At 61.4% G+C, this 20776-nt stretch carries 19 protein-coding genes and 1 pseudogene; 9 read left to right on the top strand and 11 right to left on the bottom strand.

Annotated features, from left to right (window positions below; all coding sequences use genetic code 11):
- Positions 1 to 124: 124 nt before the first annotated feature.
- On the bottom strand, positions 125 to 325 hold the full coding sequence (locus DSC91_RS05380; RefSeq protein ID WP_115777170.1) for a hypothetical protein: 201 nt from the start codon (positions 323 to 325) through the stop codon (positions 125 to 127).
- 297 nt (positions 326 to 622) lie between these two features.
- On the bottom strand, positions 623 to 1312 hold the full coding sequence (locus DSC91_RS05375) for a J domain-containing protein (RefSeq protein WP_115777169.1): 690 nt from the start codon (positions 1310 to 1312) through the stop codon (positions 623 to 625).
- A 480-nt stretch (positions 1313 to 1792) separates the two neighbouring features.
- Between DSC91_RS05375 and DSC91_RS05370 the strand changes: the two genes are divergently transcribed.
- From DSC91_RS05370 to DSC91_RS37365, 6 genes are all read left to right on the top strand, one after another.
- Positions 1793 to 2452, top strand: a complete 660-nt coding sequence (locus DSC91_RS05370; protein WP_115777168.1) for an NADPH-dependent FMN reductase — start codon at positions 1793 to 1795, stop codon at positions 2450 to 2452.
- Positions 2453 to 2945: 493 nt separating this feature from the next.
- Complete coding sequence (locus tag DSC91_RS05365; protein WP_115777167.1) at positions 2946 to 3161, top strand: transcriptional regulator; 216 nt, start codon at positions 2946 to 2948, stop codon at positions 3159 to 3161.
- A 181-nt stretch (positions 3162 to 3342) separates the two neighbouring features.
- On the top strand, positions 3343 to 4797 hold the full coding sequence (gene iaaH / locus DSC91_RS05360; RefSeq protein WP_115777166.1) for an indoleacetamide hydrolase: 1455 nt from the start codon (positions 3343 to 3345) through the stop codon (positions 4795 to 4797).
- Between the two features lie 170 nt (positions 4798 to 4967).
- Positions 4968 to 5711 carry a CDP-diacylglycerol diphosphatase gene (locus tag DSC91_RS05355; protein WP_229758248.1) on the top strand — a complete coding sequence of 248 codons (744 nt, stop codon included), beginning with the start codon at positions 4968 to 4970 and terminating at the stop codon, positions 5709 to 5711.
- A gap of 224 nt (positions 5712 to 5935) precedes the next feature.
- Positions 5936 to 6946 carry a fatty acid desaturase gene (locus tag DSC91_RS05350; RefSeq protein ID WP_115777165.1) on the top strand — a complete coding sequence of 337 codons (1011 nt, stop codon included), beginning with the start codon at positions 5936 to 5938 and terminating at the stop codon, positions 6944 to 6946.
- A gap of 21 nt (positions 6947 to 6967) precedes the next feature.
- The gene (locus DSC91_RS37365) at positions 6968 to 7399 is read left to right on the top strand and encodes an Arm DNA-binding domain-containing protein (protein WP_162831340.1); all 432 of its coding nucleotides are present in this window, start codon (positions 6968 to 6970) and stop codon (positions 7397 to 7399) included.
- Here DSC91_RS37365 and DSC91_RS05345 read toward each other — a convergent pair.
- Together DSC91_RS05345 and DSC91_RS05340 are read right to left on the bottom strand one after the other, a co-directional pair.
- Entirely contained in the window at positions 7341 to 8501 is a 1161-nt protein-coding gene (locus tag DSC91_RS05345) for an L-talarate/galactarate dehydratase (RefSeq protein WP_115777164.1), read from the bottom strand. The two genes, DSC91_RS37365 and DSC91_RS05345, sit on opposite strands and share 59 nt — an antisense overlap.
- A gap of 39 nt (positions 8502 to 8540) precedes the next feature.
- On the bottom strand, positions 8541 to 9848 hold the full coding sequence (locus DSC91_RS05340) for an MFS transporter (protein WP_115779701.1): 1308 nt from the start codon (positions 9846 to 9848) through the stop codon (positions 8541 to 8543).
- Between the two features lie 364 nt (positions 9849 to 10212).
- Here DSC91_RS05340 and DSC91_RS05335 point away from each other — a divergent pair, with 364 nt between their 5' ends.
- Both DSC91_RS05335 and DSC91_RS05330 read left to right on the top strand, forming a co-directional pair.
- Entirely contained in the window at positions 10213 to 11259 is a 1047-nt protein-coding gene (locus tag DSC91_RS05335) for a LacI family DNA-binding transcriptional regulator (RefSeq protein ID WP_115777163.1), read from the top strand.
- Between the two features lie 389 nt (positions 11260 to 11648).
- Complete coding sequence (locus tag DSC91_RS05330; protein ID WP_115777162.1) at positions 11649 to 13328, top strand: ABC-F family ATP-binding cassette domain-containing protein; 1680 nt, start codon at positions 11649 to 11651, stop codon at positions 13326 to 13328.
- A 334-nt stretch (positions 13329 to 13662) separates the two neighbouring features.
- Here the strand turns inward: DSC91_RS05330 and DSC91_RS05325 are convergent, their stop codons facing one another.
- The 4 genes from DSC91_RS05325 to DSC91_RS05310 all read right to left on the bottom strand — a co-directional run bounded on the left by DSC91_RS05325 (position 13663) and on the right by DSC91_RS05310 (position 15705).
- Positions 13663 to 14031 (bottom strand): nitrile hydratase accessory protein, encoded by a 369-nt coding sequence (locus DSC91_RS05325; protein ID WP_115777161.1) that lies wholly within the window; start codon positions 14029 to 14031, stop codon positions 13663 to 13665.
- 1 nt (position 14032) lies between these two features.
- Complete coding sequence (nthB, locus tag DSC91_RS05320; protein WP_115777160.1) at positions 14033 to 14704, bottom strand: nitrile hydratase subunit beta; 672 nt, start codon at positions 14702 to 14704, stop codon at positions 14033 to 14035.
- Positions 14701 to 15369, bottom strand: coding sequence for a nitrile hydratase subunit alpha (gene nthA, locus DSC91_RS05315; protein ID WP_115777159.1), 669 nt, complete (start codon positions 15367 to 15369; stop codon positions 14701 to 14703). Before nthA ends, nthB begins: the two co-directional genes overlap by 4 nt.
- 108 nt (positions 15370 to 15477) lie before the next feature.
- The gene (locus tag DSC91_RS05310) at positions 15478 to 15705 is read right to left on the bottom strand and encodes a hypothetical protein (RefSeq protein ID WP_115777158.1); all 228 of its coding nucleotides are present in this window, start codon (positions 15703 to 15705) and stop codon (positions 15478 to 15480) included.
- A 510-nt stretch (positions 15706 to 16215) separates the two neighbouring features.
- Between DSC91_RS05310 and DSC91_RS05305 the strand changes: the two are divergent.
- A pseudogene (locus DSC91_RS05305) lies at positions 16216 to 16383 on the top strand (IS5/IS1182 family transposase); the annotation flags it as partial.
- A gap of 342 nt (positions 16384 to 16725) precedes the next feature.
- Here the strand turns inward: DSC91_RS05305 and DSC91_RS05300 are convergent.
- From DSC91_RS05300 to DSC91_RS05290, 3 genes are all read right to left on the bottom strand, one after another.
- Positions 16726 to 17307 carry a hypothetical protein gene (locus tag DSC91_RS05300; protein ID WP_229758234.1) on the bottom strand — a complete coding sequence of 194 codons (582 nt, stop codon included), beginning with the start codon at positions 17305 to 17307 and terminating at the stop codon, positions 16726 to 16728.
- Positions 17308 to 17900: 593 nt separating this feature from the next.
- The gene (locus DSC91_RS05295; protein WP_115777156.1) at positions 17901 to 19190 is read right to left on the bottom strand and encodes an MFS transporter; all 1290 of its coding nucleotides are present in this window, start codon (positions 19188 to 19190) and stop codon (positions 17901 to 17903) included.
- 45 nt (positions 19191 to 19235) lie between these two features.
- On the bottom strand, positions 19236 to 20663 hold the full coding sequence (locus DSC91_RS05290; RefSeq protein ID WP_115779700.1) for a M20 family metallopeptidase: 1428 nt from the start codon (positions 20661 to 20663) through the stop codon (positions 19236 to 19238).
- Positions 20664 to 20776: the final 113 nt, after the last annotated feature.

Here is a 20776-nt window from a genome sequence, read left to right as displayed (position 1 = left end):
TTGCGCCACAAGAATTTGCACGAGGACCGTCAAGCCACGGGTATCGCGCGCCGAATTGGCGGGAAAGTGTAGCAGCGTCAGGCCAAATCTTTCAACATGCTGACAGCTGGGCCCCGGCGTCTCATCAGACGGAAGCCTGACTGTCGCGCGGCTCGGACACGATCCGGTTCGCGGCGTCGCTCGCACTGCCGGATGCCGCCGGTGAAGTTTCGAACAGCATCGCCGCGGGTTGCGCGCTGATTGCCTTGACGCCGTTCGCAATGCCGGGCGCTGCGACGTACGGGATAAACGCCGCCACCGCAACGACAAAAATGAAAGTAACCATGGCCGTCGTGCCTCTCGGAACTGCAGCGTGGAGGTCAAGCGAAGCGGGTCTTTCGCGGGGAAAGAAAAGTCAGCGACAAGGAGAGGAGCAGCGGGCACACGTGCAAGCCTGTGCCCGACATGCTGATGCGTCCGCCACCCGCAGGCGCGGCAATGAAGAGCCGTCACTTCACTTCGACGCTCGAACGACACATGTCACGGACCTGTTTTGATTCTAGAAGCGGATATCCCCACGCTGAAGGCCGCTCTCTATATCAATTCGGTCTACGTCTCGGGTCTACCGGCCATAACCTTCTGCTCAAAACCGCAAGCCGTTGAGAAACTGGAACCAGAGTCCGCCCAGCACGCCGGCCGGATGCGCGTCGCCGGCACTTTCTTCGCGCTTGCCGGGGTTGCCGGGGTTGCCGTGCTGGCCTGGCGCGCCGTGGCTGGCGGCACCGTTGTTCGCGGTCGCCGCCTCCGCTTTCGCTGAAACGTCGGGGACGTCCACCGCTTCTGTCGCCGCCTCGGCGTCGGCCTCCGCCTTCTCAGCCGCTCGCCGCGACGCCTGCAGGGCCGCGACGCTATCGGCGATCTGCGCGGCCCGCTGCGCCTCGCATCGACGTCCTAGCAGCACACCGAACAGGACGTCGCGATTGTGGCCCTCGTCGGCGAAACGCATGGCGAGCGACACCATCTCGGCATAGGCCGCTTCGTCCGCGGCACGCGCCGCCGCCTCGCGTTCGGCCTGGGCTTTTTGCCGGCGCGCGTGCTGCGCTTCCCAGCCGCGCATCTGCTCGGCATAGACCGCGTCATAGACCTTGCGCTGCGCGGCGTCGGAGAGGATCGCGTACGCGTCCTTGATTTCCTGGAAGGTGGCACGCGCCACTTCCTCGGCGCCGCTGTTGCGATCCGGATGCCATTTCATCGCGGCCTTGCGGTAGGCCCGCTTGATTTCTTCGTCCGTGGCGTGCGTGTGCACGCCGAGCGTGTCATATAGGGTTGCCATTGCTTGTTCGCCTCGCCGTGAATCGCGTCGCGGACCATCGTAGCATGCAACAAACGGCTTGATCGTGAAGCGGCGAGCGCCTGCGCCACTGAAAGGACCAGACGAAAAAAAGGCCCCGCCACTGTCGTAGCGAGGCCGAGTCCCATGTCAAGGAGATGTCATGGAGGAGACGACTCGATCATAGCCGCGTGTCGTCGCGCCCCCAAACAATGGTTCGCCATATGCTTATCCGGCGCCGCCTCAACTGCATTGCACAGGGCGGCCTGCTGGTTTCGAAGGTGTCGAGGGTTTCGAAACATCCGCCGGACAGCCCGCCGGGCCGCCGATAACCTCGCGCGGTTATATCGTTAGAACAAAAAGTCGCTTCGCCCGGGTCGCGGCGGTCATTAAGATGACACTTCAAAGTCCGGTTCGCCCCGGTTCGTCTCTCGCGCAACCCCGCGCCAGCGTTCCGTGAGCCGCTACCGAAGGAGCATTTCGTTGACCAGTTTCGATCATCACCGCCGCCCGCTTGTCATCGGCATCGGCGGCACGACACGCGCGGCCTCGTCGACCGAGCGCGCGCTCGGCTTTGCGCTGCGCGGCGCGGAAGCCGCGGGCGCGACTACCCGGCTGTTCGGCGGCACCTTCCTGCATAGCCTGCCCCACTACGCGCCGGAAAACCCTCAACGCACCGCCGAGCAGCTGGAACTGATCGAGGCCGTGCGCCATGCGGACGCGCTGATCATCGCGACGCCCGGCTATCACGGCGGCGTCTCGGGCCTCGTCAAGAACGCGCTCGACACGCTCGAGGAGCTGCGCGCCGACGAACGGCCGTATCTGGATGGCCGCGCGGTCGGCTGCATCGTCACCGCTTATGGCTGGCAGGCGGCCGGCTCGGTGCTGACTTCGCTGCGCTCGATCGTCCACGCATTGCGCGGCTGGCCGACGCCGTTCGGCGCCGGGATCAACACGCTGGAAACGCGTTTCGACACCGTCGACACCTGTTCCGACGCCAAGGTCGTCGATCAGCTCGCCACGGTCGGCCATCAGGCCGCGCAATTCGCCCTGGCGTTCAACGCGCATCGCACGCCGACGGCCGCGCCGATCGGCAATGCAGTCAAGGAAGCGCAACCCGCCCGATTGCTGCACGCGGTTTAGCGGTTTAGCGGTTAGCGCCTTCGCATACGGCGCCGGGGATCCGCTCTTGCGGTCCCCGACGCACCCGCGCCCGCACAGAGGCGGCAAGCATCCCGCTGCCTCGCCGAACCATCCGGCGCACAGATGCGCCTACCCCGGTTCCGTGTCAACCGCAGCATCCCCGAAAGATACTTTCAAGGCCGACCCAAGCCCCGCCGTGCGCGTTCGAACGCGCTCGCGCGTCCGCTCGCCCAAACCGTGCGCCACACAACAGACCATTCGCCCGCAACGCCGGATAGTGTGTTCGAACGCTGCGACTATGGTCCGATCCGGCCTCCTGAAGACCGTTCCCGAACCTCGCTGATTTGCTTACGACGAAAGATTGGTTCACCCGCTGCGTGGCGCGGCCTACGCTTGATCCTGCCCGCTCACCCACCGGTTGCCCGACGCACAGGGTTGTGTCCCGCGCACCGGCTCTTTAGCAACACACGCGGGCATACTCACTGCCACGATCATGAATCCACATATCCGCTACAAGGGCTACGAAGTCGCACCGGCTGCACAACGACTGCCCAACGGCCTGTTCGCCGCCAACCTGACTATCGAGAAAACGTCTGCAAGCCAGGGCCAGGCCTACTCATTCGACGCACTCGATTACTTCTTCGACGAAGAGCACGCGCTCGCCTATGCGTTCCGTTGGGGACGCATGTGGATCGACAGCCGCAAGTAACGCCGGCAGGCCGGTCCGATCGCGCCCAGGCGGTCACGCCGGTCGCGCGCGCAACGCCCCAACACGCTGATCGCGCTGCGTCGGCAACCCGGCGAACGCGGGCCACCTTGCGCCACCCGGCGTCGATACTTAGGCGGCTGTGCCAGAATAGGCGACACCTCAGCTCAAGGAGACGCCCGCGATGACATGGACCGTCGATCAACAGTTGGCCCTAACCGCAACGGAAGCGGTCGCCGCGATCCAGTCCGGACGCCTCAAGGCCGCCGACTATATGGCCACGCTGCTGGCACGCGCGGCGTCGCTCTCGAGCCTCAATGCGCTCACCACGCTCGACCTCGACGGCGCGCTGGCCGCCGCGCAGCGCATCGATGCGTTGCCGCCCGCAGCAAAAGCGCCATTGCCGCTCGCCGGTTTGCCCATCGTCGTGAAGGACAACATCAACACGGCCGGCTTGCAGACCTCGGCGGGCACGCCTGCTTTGGAAGGTTTCGTGCCGGCGACGAACGCGCCTTCGGTACAACGGCTTCTCGATGCCGGCGCGATCGTCCTCGGCAAAGCCAACATGCACGAACTCGCGTTCGGCATCACCAGCACGAACTTCGCCACGCACGCCGGGCCGGTGCGCAACCCGTACGACCCCACACTGATTCCCGGCGGCTCGTCCGGCGGCACCGCCGCCGCGATCGCCGCGCGCATCGTGCCCGCGGGCCTGGGCACCGACACCGGCGGCTCGACTCGCATTCCGGCCGCGTTGACCGGTATCGCGGGGTTTCGTCCGTCAGTCGGTAACGGTGGCGCCGAACGGCGCTATCACGACCCGGACGCCGTCGTGCCGATCAGCCATACGCGTGACACGGTGGGGCCGATGGCGCGCACGGTCGCCGATATCGCTTTGCTCGACGGCGTGATCACCGGTGCAGGACCGTTACCCGCGCTCGCGCTGAGCGGCTTGCGTATCGGCCTTCCCGAACCGCTCTGGGAAGGCCTCGAAAAGCAGGTCGAAGACGTCGCGCGTGCCGCCTTGCGCCGCCTCGAACAGGCGGGCGTCACCTTCGTGCCGGTCGCGATGAGCGAGCTGGAGACCTTGAACGGACTGGTCGGCGGCCCGATCGCGATCCATGAGGCGCGCGCGGACGTCCTCGCCTGGCTCGTCGCCAACAATGCGCCGGTCAAGACGGTCAGCGAAATGGCGGCCCGCATCGCGAGCCCGGACGTGCGCGCGATCTACGACGACATCCTCGCCGACGTGCTCGGCGCCCAATACGACGCAGCGCTGAAGCAATGGCGGCCGCGCTTGCAGCAGTATGTCGCAGCGACTTTCGCGGATGAGCGTCTGGATGCGCTGCTGTTTCCGACCACGCGCCTCGCCGCGGTGCCGATCGACGACCTGCACGGCTCGTCGACGGTATCGATCGATGGCGCCGCGCCGCTCGATACGATGGAGGCGTTCCTGCGCAATACCGACCCGGCCAGCACGTCCGGCATTCCGGGCTTGTCGCTGGCGGCGGGAATGACCGCTGGCGGCTTGCCGGTCGGGCTGGAACTGGATGGCCCGCTCGGCGAGGACCGGCGGCTGCTGGCGATCGGCGTGGCCGTCGAGCAATTGCTCGGTGTGCTGCCGGCGCCGGTGCTCTGATGGCTTTGGAGATGCCGTTGAGCGTGCATTGAAAGTGCCGCTGAAGATGCATTGAAAGTGCTGTTGAAGACGCCACTAAAGATGCCGTTGAAAACGCCGTTGAACATTACGATAAAAAAGTGCCGATCCGCATGCCGATGAACCTGCTCAAACCCACCCGCCTTCGGCACATGCTCGTGCGCACCGTTGCGGTATTGGCGGTCGCCTTCACCGCCACCTCATGCACGCGCCTTGCCGCAGTCGATTCGAACGCGCTCTGGAAAATCGTCGATGTGCGCTGCGTGCCGTCGCAACAGGCCACCGGCACGCCGGGCCAATGCACGATTGTCGATCTCGACAAACGCTATGCAATCCTGAAGGACATTGTCGGCCGCTCGCAGCATCTGCTGATTCCGACCGACCGCGTCACCGGCATAGAAAGCCCGTTCGTACTGACGCCGAATGCACCAAACTACTGGGACGACGCGTGGGTATCGCGGCTCTATGTGGAGAAGTCGGTCAAGCGCACCCTGCCCGACAACCAACTCGGCCTCGAGATCAACTCGCCATTCCGCCGCACGCAAAACCAGCTGCATATCCATATCGATTGCATGCAAGGCAAGGCGAGCGACGCCCTCGCGCGTCACGCAAAGGACACGCCTGGCGAGTGGCGCTGGGATACGCTCGACGGCCAACGCTACCGGATCATGCGCGTCACCTCGCTCACTCAGGCGAACAATCCGTTTCGCATTGTCGCGCGTGACAACAAAGACGCTGCGGCGATGGCCATGCAAACCATCCTCGTGACCGGTGCGGGACCGTCGGCGGAGAAGGACGGCTGGCTCGTCGTGAATAGCGGCCTCGATGTCGACAACGGCAGCGGTTCGGCGGAGGGCTTGCTCGATCATGCGTGCCGCGTGGCGGATGGAGAATGAGCGTCTGTTGCCGATCAACCGGACAGGATCCGCGAGAATCCTGTAAGGCCGTCTGAACGCCAGGCGACGGCGACCTGTCGCTGCATAAGGGCTGGCGATGTGTCCTCCCGCTTTTGCACCCGCCTTTGCACATACAGGCAGATGCATTGCTGAACAAAATGGTTCTGGTCGGGTGAACGGGTCAGTAGGATCGGTCTAAACCACCATTCCGACCGATCCAGCCGATGGCGATTTACCTCGACGACACGCAACGCAACGCACTCGCTCAACAGGCTGCAAGCTGGACATGGCGCACGCAATGGCCAACGTGGCTGCTGATCGCCACAATCTACGGTGGATGGTTCAGCGTGGCAACACATGCGCGCGTGCTCGGCCTGCCACTGACCACCACGCTGCTGGCGTTGTTCGGCACGTGGTACATGTCCTTGCAACATGAACTGCTGCACGGCCATCCGACGCGTTCGCCGCACTTCAACGCACTGTTGGGATTCGCGCCGCTCGCGGTGTGGTTTCCGTATGGCGTCTATCGTGATTCGCATCTTCAGCATCACGACGATCCGCATCTGACGCTTCCGGAGCGCGATCCCGAGAGCTATTTCGTCAGTCAGCGTGTGTGGCAACGCGCGGGTTTCGCGATGCGCGCGCTGCTGACCTTCCGCAATACGTTTATTGGCCGTCTGCTGGTTGGACCGGCTTTTTCCATCGCGGCAATGAGTGCGGATGCGCTCGACAAATTCAAACGCGGCGATTGGCGCGACGTGCCGGTGTGGCTCGCGCATCTGCCCGCGCTAGTCGCACTGACCGTGTGGCTTCAACGCAGTTGCGGAATTCCGGCGTGGACCTTTATCGTCGGTGCGGGTTATGGGTCGTTGTCGTTGGGCTCGATTCGTTCGTTTCAGGAGCATCGTGCGGCACATGCTCCGGAGCATCGCACTGTCATTAACGAGGCGGCGTGGTTCTGGAGGCTGCTGTTTCTGAACAACAACTATCATCTGGTTCATCATGACTTGCCGCATGTGCCGTGGTTTGCAATTCGGGGGGTCTATGAAACGTCCCGGCAGCAGTACATAGAACGCTCAGGAGGCTTTCTCGTAAAGGGTTATAGCGAATGGCTGAGGCTCTACGCATTCGCCCTGGCCGCCCCTCCGGTTTATAGAGATCTATCCGACTCGACCCAGAGTAATCCACCTGCTTCCGGCAGTTTTGCGGGTAAATTGCGGGTGAAAATCATGTAGTTGTCCGTCGAGGAGAACGCCATGAAGCTAACCTACCCGCTGCTGCTGAACGCCAAACCGCAAGACAAGCCCTATAAGATCCGCGACCGCGACTCCATGTATCTGCGGGTGTCGGTCTCAGGTTCGACGGTGTGGAAATTTGACTACCGGTTGGATGGCAAGGATTGCAGCTATACCCTATCTGGATTTATTCATTTCCCGATTCTACGCGACCACCCTGGTAACGTGACAAAGCCGGCAGCAGGCTTCCTCCAATACTCCATCATCTTTGACGCCTGTTCATGGTCGCCTCCCAAGCTGAACGCAGTGACGCGCCTGCTTACCGTGCTCCCGCTAGTACATTCACACATGAGACAAGTCCCCGACGTTGGGCGGGGACATTGGCGTGAACAACTTACGCGCGGGTCCCGACTTCCGCTTCCTGTGCGGTCCAGCCGGCAACGCGATCGCTGAGCGTCAAGCCGAGCCCCGGGCGCGTCGGCACAATCATCCGGCCATTGCGGGTCTCGAGTCGCTCATTGAACAACGGCTCGAGCCACTCGAAGTGTTCGACCCACGGCTCGCGCGAATAGCAGGCTGCAAGATGCACGTGGAGTTCCATCGCAAAGTGAGGCGCCAGCATCAGTCCCGCGTGGTCGGCTAGAGTCGCTACCTTCAGGAACGGGGTGATACCGCCGACGCGAGGCGCGTCCGGCATCAGATAATCAGCCGAGCGCTGTCGGATGAACTCCCAATGCTCTGAAACGCTGGTCAGCATCTCGCCCGTGGCAATCGGCGTGTCGAACTGCGCGGCGAGCGCCGCGTGGCCCTCGGCGTCGTAGCAATCGAGCGGCTCTTCGATCCATACCAGGTTGTATTGCTCGAATGTGCGGCACATGCGCTGCGCTGTGGGCCGGTCCCATTGCTGATTCGCATCGACCATCAGCGGGAAGGTGTCGCCCAGATGCTTGCGGACAGTTTGCACGCGATGAATGTCCAGCGCACAGTCGGGCTGGCCCACCTTCAGCTTGATGCCGCCAATGCCCTTCTCGCGCGACGCATCCGTATTCGTCAACAACTCGTCGAGCGGCGTGTGGAGAAAGCCACCCGACGTGTTGTAGCAACGCACAGAATCGCGGTGTGCGCCGAGCAGTTTCGCGAGCGACAGGTTTGCCCGCTTTGCTTTCAGATCCCATAGCGCAACATCGAATGCACCGATCGCCTGTGCGGCCATACCGCTGCGTCCAACCGAGGCGCCCGCCCACGCAAGCTTGTCCCACAGCCGGGCGATGTCGCTCGGGTCTTCACCGAGCAATACGGGCGCAATCTCTTTTGCGTGGGCAAACTGACCCGGCCCACCGGCGCGCTTCGAATAACTGAAACCGAGACCGCGATGACCATCGGCCGTTTCGATCTCGACGAACAGGATGACAATTTCCGTCATCGGCTTCTGGCGACCCGTCAAGACCTTGGCATCGCTGATGGGGTTGGCCAACGGGAGAATGGTCGATGCAATACGAATCCATTTGATCTGGTCACTTGAAGCGCCAGAAGCGAGGGAGCTGGTAGCGATCATGAACGTTATCCTTTGCGGGAGAGAGCTTGATTCACGGCGTCAGTTGCCGTGGCGTGGGTTCAAGCCGGTAACAGGCGCACTCTTGGGCGAAGTCCCGTCGGACTCCCCCTCCTCCAGGCGTTTGAGCTTGCCGACAATGAACAGATACGAGAAAGCGCCGAGCAGCGAGAGCGCCGCGACATAGGTGAGTGCGACCTCGAACGAACCCGTGCTCCTGATCATCCAGCCGATGGCCAGTGGCGTAACGATGCTCGCGAGGTTGCCGCAGAGATTGAAGATGCCGCCGCTGATGCCCATCGCGTGTTTCGGCGAGACGTCGCCGACGATGCACCATCCGAGATTGCCAACGCCCTTCGCGAAGAAAGCAAGCGACATCACGAGGATCACAGCCGTGGTCGAGTGGATGTAATTCGCCGCGACGATCGTGCTGGACAACACGAGGCCGGTGATGATCGGCGTCTTTCGCGCTGCCGTAAGACTGAATCCACGCTTGAGCATCCAGTCGGACCACAGTCCACCGATGAGGCCTCCGAGGCACCCAGCCACCGCGGGTATCGCTGCTGCGACGCCGACCTTGAGAATCGACATACCTTTGGCTTCGATGAGGTACGTGGGAAACCATGTCAGGAAGAACCATGTAATCGACGTGAGACAGAACTGACCGATGTAAACCCCGATCATCATGCGGTTGGCCGCAATCGACCTGATCTCGCGCCATTTGAACGGTCGCGGAGTGTCGCCCATGGCTGGAAGCCCGCCACCCGTTGCGATGTATTCCAACTCGGCCGCGTTGACGCGGTGGTCGCGCTGCGGCTCCCGCACAGATTTCAACCACCACAGTCCGATCAGCACGCCGACCGCTCCCGTCGTGAAGAACACGTAGTGCCAGCCCCACTTGCTGACCGTATAGGTCATGACCGGAGTAAAGACAGCCAGTGCGAAATACTGCGCCAACTGGAAGATAGACGTGGCGAGGCCGCGCTCCGCGCTTGGAAACCACATCACCGTGAGACGGCTGTTACACGGAAAGGCCGGCGACTCGGCCACGCCCATCAGGAAACGCAATGCGAACAGCGCAACGAACGCGGACGCGAACAGATGCACGTAGCCCTGCACAAAAGTCAGCGCCGACCAGACGATCAGGCTCAGACCAAGCACGACCCGCGCACCGAATCGGTCCAGGATCAGGCCGCCAGGAATCTGCATGCCCGTGTACGCCCACCCGAACGCGGAAAACGCAATGCCCATGGTGAACGCATCGAAGCCCAACTCGTGGCGCATGCTGGGCGCCGCGATCGATAGCGTTGCCCGGTCCACGTAATTGAACACCGTGACGATGAAAATCATCGCAAGGGTGAACCATCGGACGTTGGTGCGTCTTGCGGTGTTCGGTTCCGTTGCCACTTCTGTCTCCTGGGGTTGTTGAGCTGTTCCGTGCGGTCGCGGACGACTCCTGCCGGCTCTGATTCCGGGCAATGGACTCGATACTACTATGATTGCGCAATCATTCAAGCGAATGATGATTGCGCAATCATCGTGGTTTACACTTAGACAGTGGGACCAGCGCTCACCCTCGGTTGGCCGTGGATCAGGCGCTCATGGTCTAATTCCGGCAGGCTGCGGATGGTCCGCGAGCTTGCAAAGAATTTGAGCTAACCCGTGCGGCTTACGGCACCGCACGACGCGAACGAACCGCCAACAGGGCAAATCGATGACAAAGAGGATTGAGCGGGAGCCGGCGGTGCCAGCGAACCCGGGCGAGAGCGTGACACTGATCGACGTGGCTCGTGTGGCAGGTGTCGCGCCGATGACCGTGTCCCGCGCACTCCATCGACCGGAACTCGTGCGCAGCGATACACAGAAAAAGGTGCTCGATGCGGTTCGCGCGACAGGATACGTGCCCAACATGCTCGCTGGAGGACTTGCCAGCAACAGGAGCAAGCTGGTCGCCATCCTGCTCCCGACGATTGCCAACTCGATCTTTGCGGACACCGTCCAGTCACTGATGGACGGCCTGACGTCTTCGGGCTACCAGACGTTGCTGGGGCTCACCGCCTATTCGACGGCGCGCGAAGAGGCGCTTGTCGAAGCGATCCTTGGCCGACGGCCAGATGGCATCGTGCTCGCCGGCACCCGTCATTCCGATGCGACGGTCGACCGGCTATCGAAAGCAAAAATTCCCGTCGTCGAGATCTGGGACCTCACCGACACGCCGATAGACATGGTGATCGGGTTCTCGCACGAGCAGGTCGGTACAGAGGTGGCCCGACACCTGTTCGACAAAGGCTATCGGAAATTCGGCATCGTCTCCGTAGACGACCCACGCGGCCTGCGCCGCTGCGAAAGCATCAAAAGCGAGTTGGCAAGGCTTGGCGTTGCTGAGCCGGCTTTCGAGGTCCTCCCTGCCCCCGCGACCTTGCAGGCCGGCCGGGAAGGTCTCGGCCGGATCCTGGCCGCCTCGACGCCAGACATAATTGTCTGCAGTTCGGACACGCTGGCTCAGGGCGTGCTCGCTGAAGCGGCAAGCCGTCGGTTAAGTGTGCCGCATGAACTTGCAGTCATGGGCTTCGGCGATCTGAGTACGGCGGCACATGTCTATCCTGCGTTGTCCACGGTTCGCATCGACGGCATAACCATTGGTGCGAAGGCGGCAGAGGCCTTGCTCGCGCGCTTCGCTGCCGTTCCGCGCTCCGAAGTAGTGCGAACCCAGGTGAAAATCGACACCGGCTTTACCATCATCGATCGGCAAAGCACTTGAGCGGCGTTAGGCACTGGCGTGTCTTCTGTGTGCGGTCTATCGGTGAACGCGTCCGATTTGCACGTTCAGCGGTCGCCAGGAATTTTTGCCCCAATGACAGCTCATCGGCCGTGAGCGCGCATTCGCCCCGCTTGCCGGAAAGCTGCCGTTGATGAGTCCAACGGCCGCTCTAGAGAGCGTTCGCCGAGCTGGTGCTATCGGCCAGAAGCCGTCACTCACCGTCTGTTCGCTGGCCCCGCAGCCGCAACGCCCGGTGCGCCAGTGCTCGCCTTGCTTTGTGGCCGAGGGCGCCGCAAAGCGCAAGCGACTCTTCACTCGTGCGGCCAGAAAAGAGACAGCCCTGTACTTCCGTTCGGCTATCATGCCTATCCTCCTCGAAGTAGCTCCTTATGATTTCCGTCCGTAATGTCACGCTGCGCCGTGGCGTCAATGTCGTACTCGACAGCGCGTCCGTCACCTTCACCCCCGGCGAAAAGATTGGCCTTGTCGGCCGCAATGGCGCCGGCAAGTCGTCCTTCTTCGGCCTTCTCAACGGCACGCTGCACGAAGACGGCGGCGAGTTCTCGATTCCCGCTGCATGGAAGATGGGCCAGGTCGCGCAGGAGATGCCGGAGACCGAGCAGAGTGCGACCGACTTCGTCATCGACGGTGACACTGTACTGCTGGCCGCGCAGGCCGAAGTAGCCGCCGCTGAGGCCAGCGACGACGGCATGCGCATGGCACACGCCTACATGGCCCTGCACGACGCCGGTGCACATGATGCCCCCGCACGTGCCCAGGCGCTGATCCTGGGCCTTGGCTTCAGTGCCGCGCAGCTTAGCCAGCCGGTCAACAGTTTCTCCGGCGGCTGGCGCATGCGACTGCAACTGGCGCGCGCGCTCATGTGCCCGTCCGACTTGCTGTTACTCGACGAGCCGACCAATCACCTCGACCTCGACGCCTTGGTCTGGCTGGAAGCGTGGCTCAAGCGCTATCAAGGAACCTTGGTCGTGATCAGCCACGATCGCGAATTCCTCGACGCGGTGACGCAGGTGACGGTGCACGTCGACAACGCCAAGCTGGTGCGTTATGGCGGCAATTACAGCAAGTTCGAAGACATGCGCGCCGAGCAACTCGTGTTGCAGCAGGCCGCGGTGGCCAGGCAGGCGGACAAGATCGCCCACCTGCAGAAATTCATCGACCGTTTCAAGGCCAAGGCCTCGAAGGCGAAGCAGGCGCAGAGCCGGGTCAAGGCGCTCGAACGCATGGAGAAGATCGCACCGGTGCTTGCCGACGCGGAGTTCACCTTCGAGTTCAAGGAGCCGCTCAACGTCCCGAACCCGCTGTTGTCGATGCTGGACGCGAGCTTCGGCTACGCGGCGCCGACCGGCGCACCGCCGGGCACGCCGCCGACGGTTATCGTGCGGGGCATCAACCGATCCGTGCTGGCCGGGCAGCGCATCGGCATTCTCGGTGCCAACGGCCAGGGCAAGTCCACTCTGGTGAAGACGGTGGCACACGAGCTGGCGCCGATTGCCGGCGAAATCAGCGAAGGCAAAGGCCTGAACATCGGCTACTTCGCCCAGCAGGAACTCGACGTGCTGCGTCCTCTCGATACGCCGATGGAACACATGATCCGCCTTGCCAAGGACACGCCGGCGCACATGCGTGCCCCCGGCCAGAGTGGCACCGAACAATCGCTTCGCACCTTCCTCGGCACCTTCAACTTCAGTGGCGACATGGTCCATCAGGCGGTCAGCACGATGAGCGGTGGCGAAAAGGCGCGGCTCGTGTTGTGCATGATCGTGTGGCAGCGCCCCAACCTGCTGCTGCTCGACGAGCCTACCAACCACCTCGACCTGGCCACACGCGAAGCGCTAGGCATGGCACTCAACGAATTCGAAGGCACAGTGATGCTGGTCAGTCACGACCGTTCCCTGCTGCGCGCGGTATGTGACGAGTTCTGGCTCGTCACCAAGGGTGGCGTCGAGCCCTTCGACGGCGATCTGGACGATTACCAGCAGTTCCTGCGCGACGAAGCCCGTCGCATGCGCGAGCAGGCTGCCGGAGAGCAGAAGGTCATCGCCTGAGTTAGCCCTGGCAGCTCACGTGGAGTCCGCCACTTCGCTTCCTCTACCGCGATCGTAAATTGGCACGTGAGTCGATAGACCACATATTGGAATGGCCGTTTGAGCGGGTGGTGATCGCCCGCGGGAACATAATCACTGAGAACGCGCGCGAATCTGTTGGACGTGGTTTCGTCTGGCTGCAAGCGACCTGATAGTCGTTGGCCGCCTACGGAACTGCGTGTACATCCGCCTTGCGACCGGACCCGCGATAGCCGAAGAGAAAAAAACTGCTCCACTGGCGTCGCGCTATGAGCACTACTCGTAAGCCTCTCATACCCACATGAGGGACTCGCCTTCACTCCAACACAATCGGCTGGCCATGCGGTGTGCGTCGAGCGGCAATGTCCCACTCGTTCTGACGCTGCAGAAGCATGTCGCCTGTAAGCAGTCCCTTGAAGTCGCTAATGCGCTCCAATGCCGTCAGCCAATGACTGTAGTAGGTGTTGCCAAGATCCGGGTCGCCGGCGGCCTGCGCATCGCGGATCGCCTGATTCAGAAATAGCGCCCATTCTGTCCACGTAAATTCGCCGCGCTCGTGCAAGATCAGGGTCATCGCGAACACCTGAGCCTCCCACGGCGCCTTGAAGACGGGCCCTGCGTCGTCACATGGCAATGCCGGCAACGCCGCACGCAGTTCGGGAAGATCCGCCGGGGGATGGGTCATCTTAGGCAGGCATAGCGCCTGGATAGTCGAGATAAGGTTCCCAGCAATCGACGCAGACCGATGCCGCAGTCGTATCCGCTCCCCAGAGTTCAGAAGCATCGAAGCGCACCGTGTAGAGCCACTGCGGTCGTTCGCCGAGACCAATCGCATTGGTGTCGGGAAAAACGTGTGCACCGTGGACTGCGATGATGCGTCCTCGTCTGCCTCGGCAATAACGCGGCAGACGAGTGTGGGTGGATGGATTGAACTGACGGGTCAGCACTTCGTCGCCAACGTTAAAGCGGGCCTTGGCGGCCACGGAGCGATCGACGGGGCTGCCTCGCCGCAGGGCGGCAGCGACCTCGTTAGCCATCAACACCCGGGGGACCGGCACCGCCGCATTCCCGGACTCACCGCTGCCGATTTCTTCCGCCGTCACCAAGCCCGTATCCTGCAGCAGCTTTTGCAGTCCTTCGAGCCAGATCTCAAAGTAACTGCTGGCGAGGTATTGCGCAGGCGGCAAACTCTCCCGAGCGGCGCGAGACATGTCGATGTTCCACTTGCCGACTGCGCCCATCGCCAACGTGATCGCCAGCACGCGCCGCTCCCAGTCCGCGTGAAGGACCGGACTGTCGATTTCCGGGCGTATCGGACCGAACGATTGCATGCCACCAAGATCTTGCGCACCGTTCATGGCAACTCCCGTTGCGCTTCTGGCGTCTTCGGCAATCCCGTGCCGATCATCGAGTCACGTGTCACCAGTTCAGCTAGCGCTTCTTCAGAGAAACCCGTGGTTCCGGGAGGCTGCATAGGCAACACCAGATAGCGGACCTCGGAAGTAGAGTCCCAAACGCGAAACTCGGTATCGGCAGGTAATTCGAAGCCGAACTCCTTCAATACGCCGCGCGGATCGATGACCGCTCGAGACCGGTAAGGCGCCGACTTGTACCAGACCGGCGGAAGCCCGAGCACCGGCCACGGATAGCATGAGCACAATGTGCACACCACCATGTTGTGCACGCGAGGCGTGTTTTCCAGCACGACCATGTGTTCACCCTGCCTGCCGCTGTATCCGAGCGAAGCGATTGCTGCAGTAGCGTCTTCGAGTAGCCATTGTCTGTATGCCGGGTCGCGCCATGCCTTCGCGATTACGCGCGCGCCATTGCGCGGCCCGACCTTATGCTCGTATGTCTCGATCAGCGCTTCCAGCGCATGGGGATCGACGTACCCCTTCTCCACCAGCAGGGATTCAAGCGCGCGGACACGCAGATCAGCCTCCGACAGCGCACTGCCGTCGTGATTGTGATCGTCGGGATGCCTGTTCTCCGATCCTTGGAGCTGGGAATCGTTACGGTTCATTGGCGTTCGCCCGTAGATGCACGACGGAGCAAGTATGGTCGGCGCAAGACGCAAATGCAATTCACTCGCGCACGCCACACGTGGAGCCCCGGACGGGTCGACTTCTCTTCACGACAGCGAGGCAAGCATGATCGACAACCTTCTGATATGTGCCTTGAACGCGTCGCTCGCTTCCCGATCGGTTGTCGGATTCAGATGCGAAGTCTCAGCGAGCTGGACTTGCTCATGAAAATCGTTGGCGACCGTGCGTCTTATCTCCGGTGACAACGAGCGTACGATGGAGACCAGTAAAGCCTCTTCGGCATGAATCATGCCCAGAATCGAGTGAGTATCCATGGAAGAAACTCCATTGAAGGCATCGTAAGTACACTCTAGTACACGCCGGTCAATCGTTTCAGGCTACCTGGAAGGTCTCATACTCGTTGCGCCGGAGGGTAAGCGAGTATCACCTGAACGGCGTTTTGAGTAGATTGCAGAAGCCGACACAACCACCTCCGCAGTCAGAGCGGCGCCTGGGCTACCAATCCGACAGCCCATACGGGACAGCAGGAAGTACGACCGGTGCACCGCAGCGAGCCCAATCACGGACGACATCGCTCGCGCCCCAACACTGTTTTCTGGCCGGCAGCTTCGTTGCCTGAATTCGTCCCCGCTGCCCCGTATGCCGCGCAAGAGCCGCGACCGATAGCACAGTTGCATCTACGTGCTTGCGTACTCGTTGACAGACCGATCTTGGCGCGTCCCCATGCGAACTGGTTGCGGTCGCCGACAACACACCGTCGCCTACCGCCGCGACGCGGCCAACGCCATGGGTCCCCGGGTGCAAACGGTTCCGACGGGTAAGCGAAAAGGTGGCTTCCCAAGCCGCTCACGTCCGCATCGCGGAAGAAAGATCTCTTTAGGAAGGCCGACTTTATCTACATCGCAAGAGACGATGTGTATCGGTGCCCCGCTGGCGAGCACGCAATCCATCGATTCACGACCGTCGAACATGGCATGAATCTTCAGGTGTATGGTCAACGTATAGCAACGTCAATCTCTGCGGCGAGGTGCAATGACTAGCTTTCCTCTGAACCACGAGCACGCTAAATCAGAGGTTGTCCGCAAGTAAGGGGCCGAACGGTTGCAGCAAGTTTTGCCTCTGCGCCCACCGTCCTATTGCTTTTCCTTTCTTGTGTCCGCGCCCGCCAATGGGTGCCAACGATCTGGCCCGAACTTCGAACGTCGCCAAATGGCCGATACTGTAGACGGCGACAGCCAATTCGCTTGCTTCGGGCGCCTTATACCAAGCGCTGGAGCGCGGTGCTCAAGTGCTGGGAGAGTTCATGTAGCCGCACGTGCTAACGGAGAAATCGGTTACTTGGGTGGCGGCAGCGAAGAATCGGGCTTCGCCGAATCTCTGACGAGCTGATCCGTCATCGCGGCCGCGACCGGATTCGAACCCGTGCCTGGCGTGAAGCTACGTTGGTCCATGGCGGCGCGAGCGGCCGACATATCCGGCGGAGGCAGCGATGGATCGAGCTTCGCCGATTCCCTGACCAGTTCGTCCGTTTCCGGTGTCGCGCGACGGTCAAGACCGTCTCGTCCACGCAGGGCGCGCTGCGCCGGAACCAACTTCGGCGCACCCGAGTCCTGCACGTTCACCGACGCGACTGCCGTCGACGGCACCTGCTTCGGTTGTGCCTCCGGTTTCAGTTGCGCCGTGACTCGTGCGGAGGCCGGACTGGATGCGGGCGCGGCCGTCATGGACGCAGGTCCTATTGCCAGAGCAGAAGCCGGAGCGGGAACCACCGGTTCCTGAGCGATCGCAGTGCTTTTCGTAATTGCGCCGGACGACTTCGATTGGTCGATGCTGCCTTCCGTCAAGTGACCGCCGACGCGCGAATCGACGACGGGACGGCGTGCGGACTCATCCATGGCTGCCGTGACTTCTGCCATTGAGCGGCGGTCCGCCTGAAGGAGCATCAAGTACGTGGCTCCTGCTGATCCGAGCAGGAACGCTCCAATAATCATCAAAATCTTTCGGGTATTCATCATACTTACTGACTGATCCTGCAAACGACGTGAGCCAGCCATGATAAACGACTGATCACGGCTTTCATCGGACAAATGGCAGCAATGGCGGACCTGACGAGCAGGAATGGGCGAGCGTTGTCCAGAAAATTGCCGTGTCGACTGTCTGCGCAATTACGGTTCGCCAGCGTTCTTACCGTTCGGCAATTTTCGCGCTTGCCGCTCATACGTCGAGCTGAGCAAAGGGTCAGCCCTGGAAGCTGCGCAGCTCAGGCAGATCCGCGCGCGATTTGGGGTGCCCTTCGGCCCGGCGGTTAGCGGCGAACGCGCGCTATCGCCCGATTCTGTTTGAAAAAATTGCTGCATGTCTCTATCGCGAGGTTTTCAGGGATCTTCTAACCCTTCACCGGTGCTCGCGAGCGGCTTGCAGCTCCGCGCCTGAATGTCAAAGACAAACCGCGCTCCAGGGCGCCTACGGCAGTCAAAGCCGCGCCGATCCGCGCCGGATTCAATGACGACTAGCGCAGATTTAACGTCTTGCGACATTGCCACAACGCAAGCAGACTGATAACGCCCAGCACCATCAGATAAAAGGCAGGCGCCTGTTTGCTGCCCGTCGCAAGAATCAGCGAGGTCACGACGAGCGGCGCGAAGCCGCCGAAAATGGTCACGCCGATGTTGTAGCTGAGCGCCATGCCGGTCGCCCGCGTTTCAATCGGGAAAGTCTCGGCCATCAATGCCGGCAAGGCTCCGAAATAGACCGCTTTCAGCAGCCCCACCCACGCCATCATCGCCATGAGGGCGCCAAGACCGGCATGCTCACCCAGACTTTTAAAAATAGGGTAAACAGTCGCCGTAAAAACGATACCGGCCCAGGTCATCATCCGAACCCGGCCGATACGATCGGAGAGATGGCCGACGAACGGCGTGACGAACGTGAGAATGGCTCCCGTGAGCGCCGTAGCGATGAAACCAAAGCTCTCGGGAAGGTGGAGCTGACGGCTTGCGTAGGTCGGAATGTAAAGGATGACGTAACTGGTCCCGGTCGACAGGACCAGTATGCCAATGGCCAGAAGCATGCGGAATTTCTGGTGCGCCAGCACGGTTCTGACCGGCGACTCCTCCGGCTTGGCCTCCAGAAAACTGGGGCTCTCGTGAATATGCTTGCGCAGATAGAAGCCCACAGGTCCGATCAAGATCCCGAATAAAAATGGGAGACGCCAACCCCAGGCATCGAGCGAAGCCTTATCGAGCGTATTCGTCAGGACCGCCCCGAAGCCCGCCGCAAGCAGATAGCTCAGCCCCTGGCTGGCGAACTGGAAGCTGGCAATGAAGCCCTTTCGTTCCGGTGCCTGTTCAACCAGAAACGCCGTTGTGCTGCCAAATTCGCCTCCCGCCGAAAACCCCTGGATCAGGCGTGCGCACACGACTGCAATCGGTGCCGCAATGCCGATACTCGCGTAGCTCGGCATCAGGGCGATGATCGCGGTACCCACCATCATCATGACGATCGACACCATCATCGACGCTTTGCGGCCATGCCGATCCGCGTAGGATCCGAGCACGAGCGCACCAACCGGTCTGACGAGGTATGAAATGCCAAACGTACCGAGCGTCACAAGGAGTGAGATCGTGGCATCCGTTGCCGGGAAAAACGTCTTCGCAATGATGGTGGCGAAAAACCCATAGATAAGTATGTCGAACCATTCAAGCGCATTGCCTATCGATGCGGCCAATATGATCCTGTTGAAGCTCGAAGACTTTGTTTCTATCGAATCGGTTTCACCTACGGTTGCAGCAGTATGCATTTGACTCTCCAGTGGCTGGCGAAGCATTCGATCGAGCAGGAGGATTTACGTCAATTCTCTGGAAGTTTCCCGCCGCATACGGTGGTCTCGAACCGCCGAACCCGTTTCCCCGAGATCCCAGAAGAGACCGGCCATGATCTGCAGTGCCTCGCGCGCAACGCTGACAAGCAGATGTTCATTCGGCGCGTGCTGCGAACAAGCGCCATATGAGTGAGGAATCCAGATCGTTGGCAAGCCGAGAATTTCCGTAAAGACCGTGTTGGGCAGCGACCCGCCCAGGTTAGGCAGCAGGTCGGGCTTCTTTCCAGTCGTTCGCCTGAGCGACCCGAGCGCCCATTCAACCCATGGATCATCAGTGGACACGCGGGTCGCGCCCATCTGTTCGCCGATCTCGACCTCGACATGCTCAAGACCGTGTTCCCTGAAATGGGCTTGCAAGATAGCGCCGATATGCTCGCAGTCGGTGCCCACCACATACCTGAGCTGGCAATGCGCACGAGCGGTTGGCGGAATGGCTCCGACTGGATTGGCGGGATTGCCCGTGGTGAACGCCAGGACCTCCAGTGCGTTCCAGCCATAGACGCGCTCCTGAGGACTCAAGGACGGCTCACCCCAATCAGGATCGATCTCCGGGTCGTTCGGCCCACCGCCGATTGCGATACCTCTTAGCGCCTGACGCACCGCCTCCGGAATACTTCCGGGTTTCAAGGCATCGATCAGTATCCGGCCACGGGCATCGACAATCGACGCAATCGCGCTCGCTAGTACGGTGCCTGGGTTGCGCAGCAATCCGCCCCAGTTGCCGGAATGATGGGCGCCGTCACGCAGGTTCACCGAGAGCGTAAAGTTGACGAATCCGCGCGAACCGAGAAAGACGCAGGGCGTGGCGGCACTGGCACGCGGGCCATCGGAAGCGATCAGGAGATCTGCGGCGAGGAAGTCCTTATTCTGTTCGCAAATCGCCTCGAGTCCCGGGGACCCCACCTCTTCACCCATCTCGATGAGCAGCTTGACATTGAAACCGAGCCTCTGCTTTCGCACGGTCAAGACCTGTTCCAGCGCAGCCAGGTTAATCGTATGTTGGCCCTTGTTATCCGCGGTCCCCCTCCCATACCAGCGGTCGCCTTCTATGGTGATGTCCCATGGGCGCATCTGATTCTTCCATTGGTTCTCCTGTCCCCGCACGACGTCGCCATGCCCATACATGAGGACGGTGGGCAGAACCGGGTCTTCGATACGGGTCGCAAGCAGGAACGGACCACCGCCTTCGAACGGATTCTCCACGACGCGCGATTTGAATCCGAGTCGCTCCACCAAAGGCGTGAGCTCGTGACCCAGATAGTTCCAGAGTGTGGGCATAGCCGAGGCTTCCTGACTCTCGGTTGCCATACGGACCCGGCGTCTCAGATCCTGAAGAAACTCACCCGAATCGAAATATGAAATGGCGTTGTCGATCGCTTTGTCACGTGTCATCATGTTCGTCGCCTGTAGGGTTCTACGGTGCTCGCGATTTCTTCGATGGATCAAGCGTACGAACCCAAAAGTCAGACCACAATTGACTTATTTGCGGCCTCCCATTTCCAAAA

Source organism: Paraburkholderia caffeinilytica, from assembly GCF_003368325.1.
Lineage (GTDB): Bacteria > Pseudomonadota > Gammaproteobacteria > Burkholderiales > Burkholderiaceae > Paraburkholderia > Paraburkholderia caffeinilytica.
This window is presented reverse-complemented; position numbering and strand designations above follow the sequence as displayed.